Consider the following 17,243-nt stretch of genomic DNA (forward strand, 5'->3'; position numbering starts at 1 on the left):
TTGAAGCCAAAAACAGTCTATACCGGTAGATTTATTCAAAAAAATAAAGTAAAAAACTTGCGCGGTGTTATAAAATGTTATACTTTTGCATCACTTTAAAACAACGAAGTAATAAACGAAAACATAAATGGTTTCTTAGCTCAGTTGGTAGAGCAATGGATTGAAAATCCATGTGTCCCTGGTTCGATTCCTGGAGAAACCACTTTAAAACCTCTAATTTATTTTAGAGGTTTTTTTGTTGCTGTATTTTTGGAATTATTCTTAGGATTCTTAATTTAACGGATTATTGTCGCTTTAGTATTCCCCAATAGATTATCAGTTGACAATTGGTCATTTTCAATTTCGTTATTGAGAATGTTAGAAGTGTTTAAACTGAACTTTCCAACCGAACTACTGAAAATAAGCAGAATGAAGTACAATGTGTTATTGCCTATTGAAAGTCTTTGCGTGAAAATAAAGGAGTTCGCACAACATATCCATCAAAAAATTGATACGGAAAACGTGACATTTATTTTTTTGTGTTTTCTTTTGGCTGGTAATCGGGATGTCCAAGCTGCCAGAATGCAAAAGCAAAAATATCTCCTAAATTAGAATATCTTTGAGCAACAGGTACATTACCTCCATGTCCCCCTTCAAAATCTACTTTCAATAAGATAGGATTATTAGAAGCATCATCAGCCATTAGCTTGGCAGCAAATTTCACAGGTTCCCAAACGGTAACTCTCTGATCGTTTATTCCTCCTGTAATAAAAGTAGCAGGATATTCTATTCCTTTTTTAATATGATGGTAAGAATCCATTTCTAGCAATGCTTTAAATTCTTTTGGGTCCTTGATTGTGCCAAATTCTTTTGGCTGACCATTAGGTGTTGTCTCATCTCTAAGAGGATTCATTACACCTACTTCAGCGATAACAGCTTTAAAAAGGTCTGGTCTTTCAGTCATAGCCCTGCCCACTGTAATTCCTCCAGCACTAGCGCCCCAAATAGCAACTTTATCTTTTGAGGTGTATTTTTCCCTAATCAAATATTCTGTACAATCTATTAAATCCCTCCATGTATTGGGTTTTGTTTCTTTATATCCTCCCAAACGCCATTGTTCACCTTTTTCTCCTCCACCTCTGACATGAGCAATTGCCATTATTCCTCCCTGATTTGCCCATAACAAGTAACTCTTAGCAAAAATAGGAGCATCAGATATACCATACGAACCATATGCTTCCATTAATAGTGGAGACCTACCATTTCTAATTAAGTTTTTATTATATATTAAAGATAATGGAATTTCTATCCCATCTCTAGATTTTACGGTAATTTCTTCTACTATTATATCTTTGAATTCAGGGTATTCTGTAATAGGAACAAGATTTTCTGGTTTGAGAGTATTTGTTTTTATATCATATCTAAAACGTTGTTCATCATTTGCCCAACCAGAGCAGACTATCCAAATGTTGGATGAATTTTCTCCTTGGGATTGTAAACTAATATTTCCAGACGAATAAGGAAGTTTAATTGGAATATCTCTGCCATCCTTATATAAATATAATTTGGCTTCCACTCCATTTTTAGTCGTGGTATAATATATACCATCTTGTGTAATTCTGTAACTCTTGATGAATTCATCTTTTTTTTCAGGAACGAGGACGTTCGGATCTTTAAAATTTGGGTTGTTAATATTTGTTTTACACAACTTGTTAAAGGATGAATTGTAACTAGATAGGAAAACAACGTCATCTTTATATAATTCCAAATTTTTTGCTTTATCACCTATATCAGAGAGTAATTTCCAGTTTTTTTTGCCTTTTAATAAATCTTTTTTCTCAATAATAAAAGTTTTCCTGAAATAATCATAATCTACAATCATTCCTATGTAATATTGATCATCCTTTTCAAAATCTAAAATTATGGGAAATTGATCTTCAGCAATATTAAGATCAGGATTATTTCTACGAGAAAAAACATCGTTTATCTTTTTGGGATCTGTACCAATTTTATATAAAACTGACTGTGAATTTTTATAAAAATCCCGAGATTTAGAATTAGATGTAGGATAATAAAGATAGATGAACCCACTATTATCATCCAGCCATTTGATTCCTCCGGAGCTTACAGGGTCAACATTTGTAATAATTTCGGAACGAACTTTTTTTGTTTTTACATCCATAATAATCACTTCCGATAATTCATTACCTTTCTCAGCCATTGAAATTACAATTGTATTTCCATCCCAGCTTGGATTTATATAATTGATAATAAAGTCATGATTATTTTCATTCTTTTTATAATCACTAGGATCATAAAGTAATTTATCTTCACCTAGAAAACCATCCCTATAATATAATTTAGCTACTTTCTCGTTGCCATTTTTCTTCAAATAAAAGTATTTATCACTACTCGTAATTTTCAAATCAGATATAGAATACCCCTGTCTTTTATCAAACTCTATTCTCTTTTCTAAATAATAATTCCTATTAGGAATCAAGTCTAAAATAGAACTTGTATAATCCGTCTGAGACTTCATCCAATTAAGAGTTTTCGGATCATCTAAATTTTCCAGATTTCTATATTCGTCCACTACCTCCGTACCAAAATAATTGTCAGTAACAGGTTTAGATGGTGCCAAATTAATTTTTTGGGCATTCAGAAGAATTACACACAAAGTACTAATAATGATAAATATTAATTGCTTCATTATCATTTACATTTACAACTTGACTGATCTTTTGATAGAAAGAATAGATTCCTGAACTCTATAAGCCCAATTGTACTCATATTAATCTTAATCATTATAACTTTCAAATTTGAAAAATTTAATTGCATGTAACAAATTAAATATCTTTAGATTTAAAAAACTATATGTATAGATTTATAAATTTATAATCTTAAAAAGCTTACATATTAATATATAATGCAATTTTATATATTGAAATTAATAGTTTTGTATTGCACTTATATGAGAATGATGAAACATAAATATCTCTTTTTATTTTTTATAGTTAATAATGCATTTTTTGCTCAAAAGATACTTGAGAATGATTCTCTAAAAAAATATAGTTTCTTAGATCTTAAAGTTAAATTTGATGAGTATTACCATAGAGATAAAACCCGTGAATCTAAATTAATCGCTAAATATTTTCTTCAAAAGGCAAAAACTGAAAGAAATCAAAGTCAAATAGCAGAAGGGTATATGCTTATGCAGTTTGACGCAGGATTTACCGATGCCTTGAAGTATATTGATAGCGTAGGAATCTATTCTAAAAGTTTAGACAAAAAAATATACCCCGCAAAAATTTATTTACTACGTGGAAACTTATACTTTAAATTTGATTATTTAAAACAAGCACTTGATAGTTACATTTTGGCATTAAAATATGCAAAAGAAAATAAAAACGAAAGACAAATTGCTTTTACAGAGCTCAATATTGCTTTTTTACAAAACTATATTGGAAAATATAAAGAGGCAGCAAAAACTTTTAGACATTATTTGTATAATGGTAAGTCCTTATACAGTATTGAACGGAGCCAGATACAGCAGAATTTAGTGGATGCCTATATAGTTCTTAATGAGTTAGATTCTGCAAAAGCATTAATTCAAGAAGGAATTCAATTTTCTTTAAAAAGTAAAGATAAGTACAATTACTATAAATACTTATCTCAACAGGGCTATTATAATGTTAAAACGAAAAATTACACGAAAGCAGTCAGCGACTTGCAGCTTTGTAAAAAATACTTTTCAACAGATTCTAGTGATTTAAATACTAACTATACCTTATTTGTTTTGGGTAAAGCTTACGTAGGATTACATGAAAAGGACAAAGCAGTTCAAAATTTTATAAAGATAGATTCTAATATACAGAAAAGCAATAATACTTTTCCTGAACTTCGAGAAGTATATACCTATCTCATAGATTATTACAAAGAAAAGAACGATAAAGAAAAACAATTGTATTATATTGACCGTTTTTTAAAAGTAGACAAAAAACTTGATGAGCAGTTTCAATATTTGTCCACAGAACTGCCCAAGAAATATGATACCCCTACCCTTTTACAGGAAAAAGAAGATATCATCAACGATTTAAAAAACAGGAAAACAATTTTATATGCTTCAATTGGTATCTTATTATTAATTCTTTTCTTGATTCTTTATCTTTATTATAAAGCAAAGAAAACAGCAAAAGAACAACGAAAAATTGCCCAGGAACTGATTCATAGTATTGAAAAAAGAAATTCTGAATCTACTACAGATATTAAAAAAGAAATTCCTGAGCTGTCTCAAACTCCTGAACATGCTGAAACAGAAAATATAATAACTAAAACTGTTCCAGAAGAGGTTACTCTATTTATTCTAAATGAATTGGAAACTTTTGAAAATAAACAATTGTTTTTAAAAAATGGGATTACATTAGCCAGTCTGGCAAAAAATATAAAAACCAATACGTCTTATTTGTCTGAAACGATCAATAATCATAAAGGCAAGAATTTCACTTCCTATCTTAATGACCTGCGCATTGATTACGTCTTGGAACGGCTTGTAACCGATAAGAAATTCCGGTCTTATAAATTACCGGCTATTGCCGAAGAAATTGGTTATAATAATGTGCAGGCATTTGCGGCTGCATTTAAGAAAAAAACCGGAACTACCCCTTCAATTTACATTAAAGAAATCGAGACTCAACAATAATTTAATCAACTGATTTTCAATTGTTTTTAATTTTAGCAATTTATAAATTCATAATATGAATTTATAAATCCTGATACCTATTATTTTTTTATGCTCAACTCTTGCCTAAGTTTGTCTCAGGTAAAAACACAAGTATTTTCTTTTCGTAATGCGCAGTATGAAAAGTATAAATAGAGCTGATCAGCAAAAATCCCATGTCAGGGATTGTATGACAAAAACATTAATCATCTAAAAAAAATTAAAGCAGATGGAAAGACAAACAAAAAAATTAAGCTTAGATGCCTTTAAGGATATGGCAGAAAAAGTACAAACAGAAGAAGTAATGCAAAAAGTCGAAGGAGGCGATTTCAGTGAATGCCACGGTACTACAGGGCAAATTGCTAAAGCTATCATAGCCATAGGAAAAGAAATTTTCTTATAGAATGTAGAGTTTATAATTCAAGGAAGTGCAAAAGTTCTTCCTTGAATTTTTATATAATATCGATTACTATACAAAACTAATGGTTTATATTAAAAATTTATTTTATTTTTATTTTTCCCCCACCAAAGAAACTGTATCTTCCTTACCTCTTTGTTCAAAAATTATTAATATTTTCAGTTTTTTGCTATTACAATATTTATTTATATTACTAATTACGGGAATTAGAATTCTTTTACAAATCAAAGGCATTTTAGAACCTCTAAAATATGATGGAGAAATGAATACATTAACAAATTCCTTATTTCTTTCGGTGCTTTTAGGTCCTTTATTAGAGGAGATTGTTTTTAGATTATGGCTTATATATGATAAAATAAATATATCTATAAGTGTTGCATATATTTTATTATGGGTAAGTGCAAAAGTTTTTGGAGTGCATTGGTTCAGTAGTATTCCATATGTATTAATTTTCGTTTTAGTATTTATTTCAATTTTTACAGCATTATTTTTTCTTTTGAAAAGATATGAAAATCAGAAAATAATCAGTTTTTGGGAGAAGAATCAAAAATTATTTATTATCATATCCTGTATTTTTTTTGGTGCTATTCACATAGGAAACTATACGACAAATAATAATTCTATAATTTACTATTTTATAACTTTTGCTCCTCAAATTTTCTTCGGATTCATTCTATGCTATATAAGAATAAGGATGGGATTTGGAGCTAGTGTTGCCACACATTCTATAAACAATTTTATACCACTGATTCTTTCTAAAATAATATGAACAATCCATTACAACCAATATTGTTGCCTTTTCTAGAACAAGGATTGGAAACACAAAATCAAAATATTAAGCTTTTGCTTTACAAAAGAGATGTGAACATTTTTAATTCTTTAGATTTTGAAAGTGAAACAATTTATCAAGAACCTTTATTTTTCTCTTATTTTAATAGTAGTGACAGTAGTATTGTGCCATTAGAACAAATCTTGGCTGGATTTTCTAGTGAGAATAAATTTCGAGTGCAAACTGACAATTTTGGAAGATTCTATATACCGAATACAGGCTGGATCATTACTAATGAAAAAAATACTCGTTTGGTATTTCACAAGAAAGAAATGCTTTTAGAAAAAGAAGGCTTAGAGGTAGATTTTACTATAGAGCATCTTTCTTTAATAGAAAATACTTCTATAGAAGTACTAAAGTATCCTATTCCACTTTTGGAACAATGTTTTTTTAATGTTGATAAGAAATTAATAGAGGTAGAAATAGAGAAAATAACAGAAAAGCATTTAGTACATCTTACTAAAGCTTATCAACTCATTAAGAAGAATATACCAACGCAATTTCAATTAATTGAAAAATATGCTAATAAATGTATGGTTTTCAATGTAGACACCTATGAAAGAAACTCTTTTGCTACTCCGAAAGCGGTCGGCATAGGGTTCTATAATGCTTACCAAGAAAATTATGATGAAGTGTTTTTTGTAGATGATATTGCACATCAGACAGGTCATGTCATCTTTTATACTTTACTTTCCAACGTTGAAGATTTTTTCAAAGTTCCTAAAGAAACAGTTTTAGAAACTATTAAATTGCCTAACGGAACTTTTATAGAAAATAGAGATTTGTACGTATTATTCCATGCTTTTTACACTTATTATACGAGCTTTACTTGTCTAGATGCATGTCTAGATGCAGGAGATTTTGACAAAAGACAAGTTCATGAAGCCAAAGGAAGAATTGCGTTCTATATCAATAAATGTTACAATGATTTTGTTCTAATAGATAAAGAACCATTTGCAACAGAAGAAAATGCATTAAAATATTTTACTGAAAATGGTTTAAGTATATACAAAGAAATTAAAAACACATGGTTAGAAATGTCAAAAAAATGGTTTGATGAAGTTAAAGTCTATGATTTAAGCAATCAACCCTATAATTTTACCTATTCCAAGTTTATAGAGCTAAATCCATTAACATAATAAAAAAAACTTAATGAAGATAACAGTTTTATTTTGTCTTTTTATGTTTTCTTTATTTTCTTCCCAAGAAAAAGATGCAAGACAAATTTTACAACAGGAAATTATAAAAGAACATTTGGAAAATGGTGCATGGAAGTATATGCTTTTTTCTAAAGAATGGCAAGATAATATTGATGCTGGTCTGAAAAAAGACAGTACTATTGCTTACCTCTGGCAGCAAAAAGCAATGCCTCTGTTTAAGCAAAGAAAATATGAATTGGGAATGCCTCTTATTGATAAAGCAGTATATTATGATGAGGAAGCTTATCTACCATATCGAGCTTTTATCTTGTGTATTTTTGTCAAAAATTATTCTAAGGCTATAGATGATTTTAAAGAATGTGTAAAAAAGTATGGAAATCAATATGAAATGGATCACACTTATAACTTTTACATTGCCTTGTGTTATCTTCAGTTGAATCTATTTGATAAAGCAGAAAAATTACTCTCGGATGACATTAAGTCTACGGTTAATAAAAACGGTGAAGATTGGGTAAATCCAGTTACTTTATTTTATTACGGTATTGCGAAATATGAACAACAAAAATGGAAAGAAGCAATTGTAGAATTTGATAAGGCTCTAAAACTATATCCTAGATTTTCAGATGCTAAATTCTATAAAGCTATATGCTTAAAACATTTGAATGATACTATTAAAGCTAATATTCTTTTAGCTGAAGGTAAAAAAGATGCAGAAGAAGGTAATACAATTAGTGAAAGTAATGCTATTTATGAAAAATATCCTTATCAGGTAATATGGTGATAAAAAATAAGTTCCCTTTTTATAAACAACTAGACAGTAGGGATTGTGGACCTACTTGTTTACGAATGATTGCTAAATTTTATGGCAAAACATTTTCTAGAGAGTTTTTACGAGAAAAAGCCAGCATTACAACTACAGGTGTAACAATGGCAGGCATAGCAGAGGCTGCGGAGGCTATTGAATTGAGAGCTTTAGGTGTGCGAGTTTCAATGGAAAGCTTAGTTAATGAAGCACCGACTCCCTTTATTGTGCCCTGGAGACAAAAGCACTTTGTAGTTGTATACAAAACTGATGAAAATAAAATTTCTGTAGCAGATCCAGCTCAAGGTTTGCTAAGTTATTCTCATGAAGATTTTAGATTAGCCTGGACTAATGCAGCAGATGAAACTGGATTTTGTCTTTTATTAGAACCTAATACAAAATTCGATAGTCAGGAGGGCGAGAAAATACAAGCAAAAGGCTTTTCATTTTTATATCCTTACTTTAAACCTTATAAAAAACTGATTAATCAGCTATTTATCGGTTTGCTGGTGGCTACTGTTATTCAATTTATTTTACCTTTTCTAATGCAGACGGTTGTGGATGTTGGGGTAAATAACAAGGATATTCCATTTATATATTTGATTTTAGCATCACAATTCATTCTTATATCAACTCAAACCTTGGTCAGTATTTTTAGAGAATGGGTACTTATACATATAACAAGTAGATTTAATATCAAAATGATTTCTGATTTTTTGTATAAAATGCTTAAACTTCCAGTTAATTATTTTGATACTCGAAATGCAGGAGAACATTTACAAAGAATCAGTGATCATACTCGTGTCCAAAACTTTGTTTCTTCTTCCACGCTTAATATGCTGTTTTCGATAGTAACTTTTATTGTTTTCAATGGTATTTTAGCATATTATAGTCTTAAAATATTTTTAGTTTTCCTAGTTTCTGCCATTTTATATACAGGTTGGACTTTCTTTTTCTTAAAGAAAAGGGCAGAATTAGATTTTAAGCGTTTTGACCAAACTTCACAAAGCCAAAACAATCTATTGCAAATAATTAGTGGCATAAAAGAAATTAAACTAAATAATTCACAACGTAAAAATCGATGGAAATGGGAATTTACACAAATTACATTATTTAAAACTTCCTTAAGTTCTTTAAAGTTAGCACAATATCAAAGTGTTGGAGCAAGTACGATTAATGAATTTAAAAATATTTTCATCACTTTTCTTTCTGCAAAGGCGGTAATAGATGGAGATCTTACATTAGGGATGATGACTTCGATACAATATATAGTGGGACAACTCAATGTTCCACTTACTAACTCTATAACTTTCATCCAAAATTGGCAAGACGCTAAAATTAGTTTAGAAAGACTTTCTCAGGTACATACAAAGGAAGATGAAGATGTAGTATCTGAAAATAAGCTAAAGGAGTTGCCTAAAGATAAAAGCATTATTCTTCGAGACGTATCTTATAGATATGGAGGTAAATCTACACCATTTGTTTTAAAAAATATTAACTGTATAATTCCCGAAGGAAAAACTACAGCAATTGTAGGTGCTAGTGGAAGTGGCAAGACAACTTTAATGAAGCTTTTATTAAAGTTTTATGATGCTACACAAGGAAATATTGATATAGGTAGTGTTGATTTAGCGGGTATAAATAATGATTTTTGGAGAATGAATTGTGGAGCGGTAATGCAAGACACTTTTATGTTTAATGATACTATTGCCGGTAATATATCTGAATCCGAACAAAATGAAATTATTGATAGGGAAAAACTATATCATTCTGCTTTTGTTGCCAATATTGATGAGTTTATACAAACTTTACCCAATAAATACAATACTGAATTAGGAACATCTGGTGTTCGGCTAAGTGGTGGACAGGAACAAAGAATGATGATTGCAAGAGCTGTATATAAAAACCCGTCTTATGTTTTTTTTGATGAGGCAACATCTGCTTTAGATGCTAATAATGAAAAAGTAATTATGGAAAACCTCAATCAATTCATCAAAGGAAGAACATCAATTATAGTGGCTCATAGATTGAGTACCGTAAAAAATGCAGATCAGATTATTGTTCTTGAAAAAGGAGAAATTGTAGAACAAGGAAATCATGAAGATTTAGTTTCAATGCGTGGTAAATATTATGAATTAGTCAAAAACCAATTAGAATTAGGCAATTAATATGGACGAAATAAACGATGGTCTAAAAATTTATAGTGAGGAAGTCAGAGATATTTTGACAGATCCCCCAAAAACTATTTTGAAGTGGGGGAATACAATATTATTAAGTTTTATAATTATTTTACTTCTTATTTCTTGGTTTGTTAAGTTTCCAGATATTGTATCTTCTCAAATTATTATAACAACGGAGACTCCGCCTCAAAAATTAGTTGCTAAAAATTCAGGGAAAATAGATGCTATACTTGTAAGAGATAAAGAAGCTGTTTCAAAAAATACTCCTTTGGCCGTCCTTGAAAATTCTGCCAGTTATAAAGATGTTTTTTTATTAAAAAGTATTGTGGACACAATTAATTTAGATAAATCAAATTTCCCTTTTGAAAAATTAAAATCTTCACAGCTTGGAGATGTTGAAAGTGCATTTTCGTCATTTCAAAAAGAATACATTACTAATCAGCTCAATACTAATTTTAAACCTTATAGGGTAGAAAATAATGCACAAAGCTATGAGGCTATTCAACTCAAAGAAAGACTAAGTTTATTGGAATCTCAGAAAAGTATTAATGAATCTGAATTGAAATTAAAACATAGTGATCTTACCAGAAGTGAATTATTATATAAAGAAGGAGTGATTTCAATGCAAGAAATTGAGAAGCAAAGAGTTTTATTTCTTCAAGATCAAAAAAACTACAAAAATGTATTAAGTAATATATCACAATTACGATCATCCATAAACGAGCTTAATAAAAATAATAAAGTCACAATTATAAATGAAAGTAAGGAAAATATAAATTTAGAAAGAAATGTGCTTCAATCTTTTTATCAATTAAAAAAATCTATAAAAGATTGGGAATTAAACTATGTTCTTCGCTCAGCAATAAATGGTAGGGTTAACTTTTTACAATTATGGTCAGTTAATCAAAGTATTAATATTGGTGATAATGTATTTTCAATCATTCCTATTGGAGGTAATCAGTATATAGGAAAAGTAAAAGCTCCTGCACAAAATTTTGGAAAGGTTAAAGTAGGTCAAACTGTTAATATTAAATTAGCTAATTATCCCGATCAAGAATTTGGAATCTTAGAGGGTGTTATCGATAATATTTCTCTGACTCCTGACAAAGATGGTAATTTGCTACTTGATGTCTCTTTACCAAAAGGACTACAAACATCTTATAAAAAAAGAATTGCATTCCAGCAAGAAATGAACGGTCGTGCTGATATAATTACCGATGATTTACGTTTGCTGGAAAGGTTGCTTTATCAGTTTAGAAGTATATTCAAAAGATAATATAAGGTTTGCTAGTTGAGTCACTTCAATAAAAGAGCATTAGGTAAGAGGATGGCGGTTGAGCTCGAAGCCATGATAAGTCTGTATACATCTTTTGTTTATAGAAATCTAAACAGAGCATTGAAATGCTTAGATGAAATGACAGAAGGATTTGAACTATGAAAGAAGTTTTAAACTCTGCTTTGGAAGAACTTCTAATTTCTAAATATAATAATAGACCTTGAATAATATTAGTGTCAAGGTTCGATAATATTACTAACCCTAGCTCGGTTAGCTATATAAAAAAGATATAAAGCTTCATCAGCGATAAGTCTCTTCTCGTTAGTAACCCTACAAATAGGATGATAATTATACAACCTTTTAAACGCAATTAACTATTCAGCCAGTTCAGGCATTCAGCAATCTGCATTTTACTGATAAAAACTTCTGCATTCACTTCCGGTTCCGGAGAAAGCCTAAGTTCTACTTTCTGACTGGAATGTTTAATAATCTCAGAAACGGCTTTTTTATTAATGATAAACTTACGGTTTATTTTAAAGAAAATTTCAGGATTCAGCTTCTGAATAATATCTTTAATGGTATCATCATAAATATAGGTCTGATGGTCTTTTGTGGTCAGAAAAAGATATTTTCCTGAGGCGAAAAAGTAAGCCGTGTTATGCTCGTCTATAGATTTGAGTTTATTCCCTTCTCTTACCATAAAACGTTTCATCATCTCATCATCCGTCTGTCTTAATGAAGAGATGGATTTAAGAACCGGTTCGGGATCAAAATTGTTTCTTATGGAGATAAATTTCTGTAAAGCTTTATGTAAATCTTCTTCTTCAAAAGGTTTCAGAAGATAATCAATAGTGAAATGCCTGAAAACCCTCATGGCATATTCATCAAATGCAGTAATGAAAATAATTGGGGTGAAAAGTTCCACATGCTCGAAAATTTCCAGGCTCATTCCATCGCCAAGATGGATATCCATAAAAATAAGGTCTGCAGAATCTTTCTCAAAAAAATCGATTGCCTGTTTTTTGGAACGAAGAATAACAGTCTCTGTAACAGGGACAATGCTCTGTGTATCTAAAAGGTTTTTCAGATAATTCACAGCCAGCAGCTCATCTTCTATAATGGCAATTTTCATAACGGTGCAAAAGTACAAAAAAACCGCTAAAACAATTAAGTTCAAGCGGTTTCCTCTGTATTGAATTTGATATGAAGTTTTATAAATTAGGGTTATTCTTCTTCGCACTCATTGGATACTCAATGGTATATCGCGGATCATTCTGCTGAAGAATATACTCTTTGCCACTGATGGTGTGGCTTATTTTTTTCTGATTCGCTCTTCTCAGGTCGAACCATCTTTGTCCTTCCAAAGCAAATTCTCTGAATCTTTCATCCAGAATAAAGTTCATCAATGCTGTAGATTCCATTGAAGATACTGCATTTTGCACTGAAGTGTATCCGTCCGGAGTATATCTTTTTTTTAAGACTTTCAGAAGTGTTTCCTTAGCTTCAGCCAGTTTATTCAACTTTAGCAATGCTTCAGATTTTATAAAGTACTGCTCTGCTGTTCTGAAAGACACTTTGAATTCTAAACTTCCTCCTTTGGTGACTTTATACTTACTTCCATTCTTTTCAAAATACATGCCAAACCTTTTATCTGCGGTAGTATTGTATGAAGAAATCAGTTCAGGAGATGCAAAACATAAGTTTTTGATAGAATTATCCCACGTATTATCCAGGGCCATAATAGATTCCGGAGAAGCATAATGGTTAGGAACTGTATTTGTGGTATTCAGATTGCTCAAATCACTTTTTACTGCCAGCACCTGATCTGCATAATTTAAAGCTTTGTTCCAGTCTCCTTCGTATAGGGCTGTTCTTGCTTCAAAAGCAAACAATGCTGTTTTAGAGAATCTGTAATTAACTCCCAATGCCTGCTTTTGCTCAACCATCAATTCCTCTGCTTTTTTAAGATCTGCATGGATCTGATTGTATACTTCCTGTACGGATGATGGCTTCAATACCTGTTCAAGATCAATTTCTAGATTAATAGGAACTCCTCTATCTGTAGAAGCTGTAGCACTGTTGTACGGTTTTCCGTATAAATTCACCAAATCAAAATACAGGTAAGCACGAAGGGCATACGCTTCTGCTAAAATCTGATTCTTCTCCGGAGAATCCTGCATTGTTTTGCTTCCTTCATTGATAATCTGGTTCAGGTAGAAATTAACAGAATAAAACCTTAGCCAAGGAAATTCATTAGAAGTTGGGTCGTTATTTGAATCTTTCCACATTGCCATTTCACGATAAGAAACAAAATCTACTCCATTGTCATCAATATTCACCTCATCGGTACGAAGTGCTACCAGCGATTTGTGAACCGGATATTTTGAATAAGCAGATGTAAGTACCTGTCGATAATCTTCAGCGGTAACAGGAATAACTTTTCCTTCAGGCTGAATATCTAAAAACCTGTCACATCCTATATTGATAAGGCTAATTGCTGTAAGTGCTATGATTGTTGTAATTTTTCTCATTGTTCTCAAGTTTTAAAAAGAAACATTAAATCCTACGGTTACTGACTTGGTGATAGGCTGTGCATAAATATTACCATAGGTCTCCGGATCAAAGTACCCGCTATATCCGTTACTGAATACAAACAGATTACGTCCTTCAACACTCAGTCTCAAACTGGAAATCCCCATAGGATTTGTAAATTCTTTAGGCAGTGTATACCCTAAACGGATGCTGCTGATTCTTATATAGCTGATCTCTTTTGCCCATATATCAAGTAAACTATATGCATTGGAACTGTTTCCTGCAAACCATTTATTCGCCATCCATCCGTCCGGATTAGCGTCCATATCAGGACTTGTGATACCCGGAAGCGAACCTCCTGCCTGATAGATGTCTCTTGTGTAGTTTCTTCCTCTATCCAGATCCATACCCCGGTAAGAAGGTGTTCTCATTACGGTCTGCTTCAGATTGAATGTTGCAGAGATGGTAAGATCAAAATTACTTATCTTAAATGTGTTGATAATACCTCCAGTAAACTTCGGATCTCTGTCTCCTACATAAGTAAACAGGTTTCTTAGTTCAGCACTTGAAAGTTTTGTGTCTACAAGCTGCCCCGGAAGGAAATCCGCATATACGTCATATAACTTAAAGAATTCTGCTGCTGATATTTTTTGATCTCCTTTCCAGAATAATGGGTTTCCGTGTTCATCCATTCCGGCAGTTTTCAAAGCAAAAACAGCATTCACAGGCAGACCTTCTCTTGAAGGAAGGAACGAGTTATCACGAGGCTGCTCGCTCAATACTCTACTCTTGTTGTGTGCAAAGTTGATGGTAGTAGTCCATTTGAAATTATCATGATTAATGTTTCTGGTAGATAATGCCAATTCAAAACCTTTATTGGTCAAGCTTCCCCAGTTCATCATGGTATATTCAAACCCTGTCTCAAGAGGGGTTTCTCTCATGCTGATCATATCTGTTCCTTTTCTGCTGTAAACATCAGCAGTAAGGCTCACACGGTTATTGAACAATCCTAAATCAAGGCCAAGGTTCGTGTTGGTAGTTTTCTCCCATCTTAATTTATCGTTTGGAGGACTTATTACAGTAATAACTCCTTCTTTTACACCTGGAAGAATTGTTGCATCATTATATTCTCCAATAAAGAATGGTGAAGTATTTCTGTCGATATTCCCTTGAAGACCATAAGATGCTCTCAATCTAAGGTTAGATACGGCAGTAATATTTTTCATAAAGTTCTCCTTCGTTACCAGCCATGATCCTGAAACTGCCCAGATTGGAAGGTATTTATACTTTTTATTCACCCCAAACAGGTTGGTTCCGTCATATCTTACACTTCCGAAGAATGTATATTTCTGATCATAAGTATAAGATGCTGTAGCAAACATAGAAGCGTAAGCATTCTCTATTGGCGGGTTTTCACGATAAGTTTCATATTTTTTATCGGATGCGAAATCTGAATTCGGGAACACAATGGCCGTACCTCTTCTTGAAGTGGGATCATATCCAAAGGCTCTTGTGATGGTTGTATTATCCTCTGTTTTGCGGATTTCTGTTCCTGCCATCAAATCAATTTCGTGTTTTGAATTGATTTTCGTGCTGTATGCCGCCTGCAACTTCCAGTTGTATTGAAAGAAATCATTATCCCAGTTTTGCTTTACAGCACCTGCAGGTAAAAAGTAATTGTACTTACCGTCTTTATAGTAACGGGTACCTTCTCTCATTTTTCGGGTGGAATAAGTGTTCTGTCCTGCAAATTTCTCAGTTTTATTAGCATCATACTGAATACCTAACTGAGAGGTAAATCTTAAACTTTTTGAAGTTTTATATTCTAAATCTAAAATCGCTTTCAGAGAATTATTTTTTAGAGAATAGCTGGTATTTTCTCTTTCTTCAAGGAAGTTGAAAGGAACATATAAATCCTCAAAACCGTCTATATCTCTATCATAATTATAGCTTCCGTCCGCATTAAAAGGCTTCAGGTAAGGATTGGCGTTTCTTGAATAATTAATAGGATTGATTGAAGCATCAGCATCCGTTACAAAAGATGTACGTTCGCTTTGTGTTCCGAAAATAGAGATTCCTGCATTTAACTTATCGCTTAATTTATAATTGTTTTTTAAAGTCAGGTTATAACGTTTAAACCCTGTACCAATAGTTGTTCCTTCTTCATCATAGTATCCCAGGGAGAAATAGTAATCTGCGCGGTCACTACCTCCGGAAACACTTAATCCGTATTGTTTGTTGATGGCATTTCTGTACAACAGTTTGCCCCAGTCTGTATTGTTATTTCTTAAACCGTTAATTTGTTGGCGTGTGAATGAATTCAGCGCATCGAAACCTCCGTTTCTGAAAGCATCAAGCTGACTGTTCTGAGTCAGAATTCTCATCACTTCTCCTTTATCTGCCCGGTAAATAAGATCTGCACGCTTGGCAAGCATCAGTTCCAGGTCTACTTTTTCAGAAGCATTTAAAAGATTCAGTTTATCAAAATCAGGGCGTGATGTCACGAAGGTATCAGCTGAAAAGTTCAGTTTTAAACTTCCTTTCTTTCCTTTTTTAGTGGTAATGGAAATTACTCCGTTTGCTGCTCTTGCTCCATAAATAGCAGTTGCAGCGGCATCTTTAAGGATGGTAATATCTTCAATATCGTTAGGGTTAAGCCCTGCAATAGAGAAGTTCTGAAGCTGGTCAATATTGTCTTTATCAGTAAAATTAGGAACATCATTTCCTTCTAACGGAAGGCCATCGATTACCCATAGCGGATCCTGAGGACCGGAAAGAGAAGCTGTACCTCTGATTCTGATCTTCGCCGGACTACCGGGAGCACCGGTTTCGGGAGTTACTGCCACACCAGCAATCTGCCCTGCCAGCATTTGGTCTACACTGGCAACACCAGCCTGGCTGATGTTGTCCATTTTTACTGTAGAAACCGCTGAAGTCTGCTTACGCTTTTCAATTTTCTGGTAACCGGTGATGATTACTTCCTGAATTTTATTTTTATCTGTTACCTCAGAAGTTAATCTGATAGTATAGTTTGTCTGTCCTTCATTAAGCTGAATCACTCTGGATTCATATCCTGGATAACTTACCGATACGGTTTTTGTATCGGCTGGAATTTCTAGTATAAATTTCCCGTCCTTATCGGTTACTGTACCTACTGATACACTTTCGATAATTCCTTCTAATTCTGTTTTTGTAGAGACCGACTGTGTCTCAATTTTTATAGAAGCACCGGTAATGATATGAGAAGTATTTCCGTCTTCTATTTTTCCGGTGATGGTTTTCTTTTGCTGGGCCATTGCTATATTAGCAGCCAAAAGAGGTAAAAGTATTAGAGTTTTTTTCATTGCCGT

At 32.3% G+C, this 17,243-nt stretch carries 11 protein-coding genes and 1 tRNA gene; 8 read left to right on the forward strand and 4 right to left on the reverse strand.

Features of this window, described 5'->3' with window-relative positions:
- The first annotated feature begins 129 nt into the window (after nt 1-129).
- A tRNA-Phe gene (locus CLU97_RS14595) sits at nt 130-202 on the forward strand.
- 306 nt (nt 203-508) lie between these two features.
- On the opposite strand, the gene CLU97_RS14600 is transcribed toward CLU97_RS14595, so the two are convergent.
- A complete protein-coding gene (locus tag CLU97_RS14600; protein WP_121488580.1) occupies nt 509-2,689 on the reverse strand; it encodes a prolyl oligopeptidase family serine peptidase in 2,181 nt (726 codons plus the stop codon).
- A 267-nt stretch (nt 2,690-2,956) separates the two neighbouring features.
- Here CLU97_RS14600 and CLU97_RS14605 point away from each other — a divergent pair, with 267 nt between their 5' ends.
- The 7 genes from CLU97_RS14605 to CLU97_RS14630 all read left to right on the forward strand — a co-directional run bounded on the left by CLU97_RS14605 (nt 2,957) and on the right by CLU97_RS14630 (nt 11,361).
- Nucleotides 2,957-4,678, forward strand: a complete 1,722-nt coding sequence (locus tag CLU97_RS14605) for a helix-turn-helix transcriptional regulator (protein WP_183084577.1) — start codon at nt 2,957-2,959, stop codon at nt 4,676-4,678.
- A 247-nt stretch (nt 4,679-4,925) separates the two neighbouring features.
- Entirely contained in the window at nt 4,926-5,099 is a 174-nt protein-coding gene (locus tag CLU97_RS23725) for a hypothetical protein (RefSeq protein WP_183084578.1), read from the forward strand.
- Between the two features lie 79 nt (nt 5,100-5,178).
- A complete protein-coding gene (locus CLU97_RS14610) occupies nt 5,179-5,883 on the forward strand; it encodes a type II CAAX prenyl endopeptidase Rce1 family protein (protein WP_121488582.1) in 705 nt (234 codons plus the stop codon).
- Nucleotides 5,880-7,082, forward strand: coding sequence for a hypothetical protein (locus CLU97_RS14615; RefSeq protein ID WP_121488583.1), 1,203 nt, complete (start codon nt 5,880-5,882; stop codon nt 7,080-7,082). Before CLU97_RS14610 ends, CLU97_RS14615 begins: the two co-directional genes overlap by 4 nt.
- Nucleotides 7,083-7,095: 13 nt before the next feature.
- Entirely contained in the window at nt 7,096-7,884 is a 789-nt protein-coding gene (locus CLU97_RS14620; RefSeq protein WP_121488584.1) for a tetratricopeptide repeat protein, read from the forward strand.
- Nucleotides 7,878-10,073: a peptidase domain-containing ABC transporter gene (locus tag CLU97_RS14625; RefSeq protein ID WP_121488585.1), complete on the forward strand. Its 2,196-nt coding sequence runs from the start codon at nt 7,878-7,880 to the stop codon at nt 10,071-10,073. Before CLU97_RS14620 ends, CLU97_RS14625 begins: the two co-directional genes overlap by 7 nt.
- A 1-nt stretch (nt 10,074) precedes the next feature.
- Nucleotides 10,075-11,361 (forward strand): HlyD family secretion protein, encoded by a 1,287-nt coding sequence (locus CLU97_RS14630; protein ID WP_121488586.1) that lies wholly within the window; start codon nt 10,075-10,077, stop codon nt 11,359-11,361.
- A gap of 370 nt (nt 11,362-11,731) precedes the next feature.
- Here the strand turns inward: CLU97_RS14630 and CLU97_RS14635 are convergent, their stop codons facing one another.
- The 3 genes from CLU97_RS14635 to CLU97_RS14645 form a co-directional block, all read right to left on the reverse strand.
- Nucleotides 11,732-12,493 carry a LytR/AlgR family response regulator transcription factor gene (locus CLU97_RS14635; RefSeq protein WP_121488587.1) on the reverse strand — a complete coding sequence of 254 codons (762 nt, stop codon included), beginning with the start codon at nt 12,491-12,493 and terminating at the stop codon, nt 11,732-11,734.
- A gap of 79 nt (nt 12,494-12,572) precedes the next feature.
- On the reverse strand, nt 12,573-13,892 hold the full coding sequence (locus CLU97_RS14640) for a RagB/SusD family nutrient uptake outer membrane protein (protein ID WP_121488588.1): 1,320 nt from the start codon (nt 13,890-13,892) through the stop codon (nt 12,573-12,575).
- 12 nt (nt 13,893-13,904) lie between these two features.
- Nucleotides 13,905-17,237, reverse strand: a complete 3,333-nt coding sequence (locus CLU97_RS14645; protein ID WP_121488589.1) for a SusC/RagA family TonB-linked outer membrane protein — start codon at nt 17,235-17,237, stop codon at nt 13,905-13,907.
- Nucleotides 17,238-17,243 lie beyond the last annotated feature (6 nt).

It is taken from the genome of Chryseobacterium sp. 7 (assembly GCF_003663845.1).
GTDB lineage: Bacteria > Bacteroidota > Bacteroidia > Flavobacteriales > Weeksellaceae > Chryseobacterium.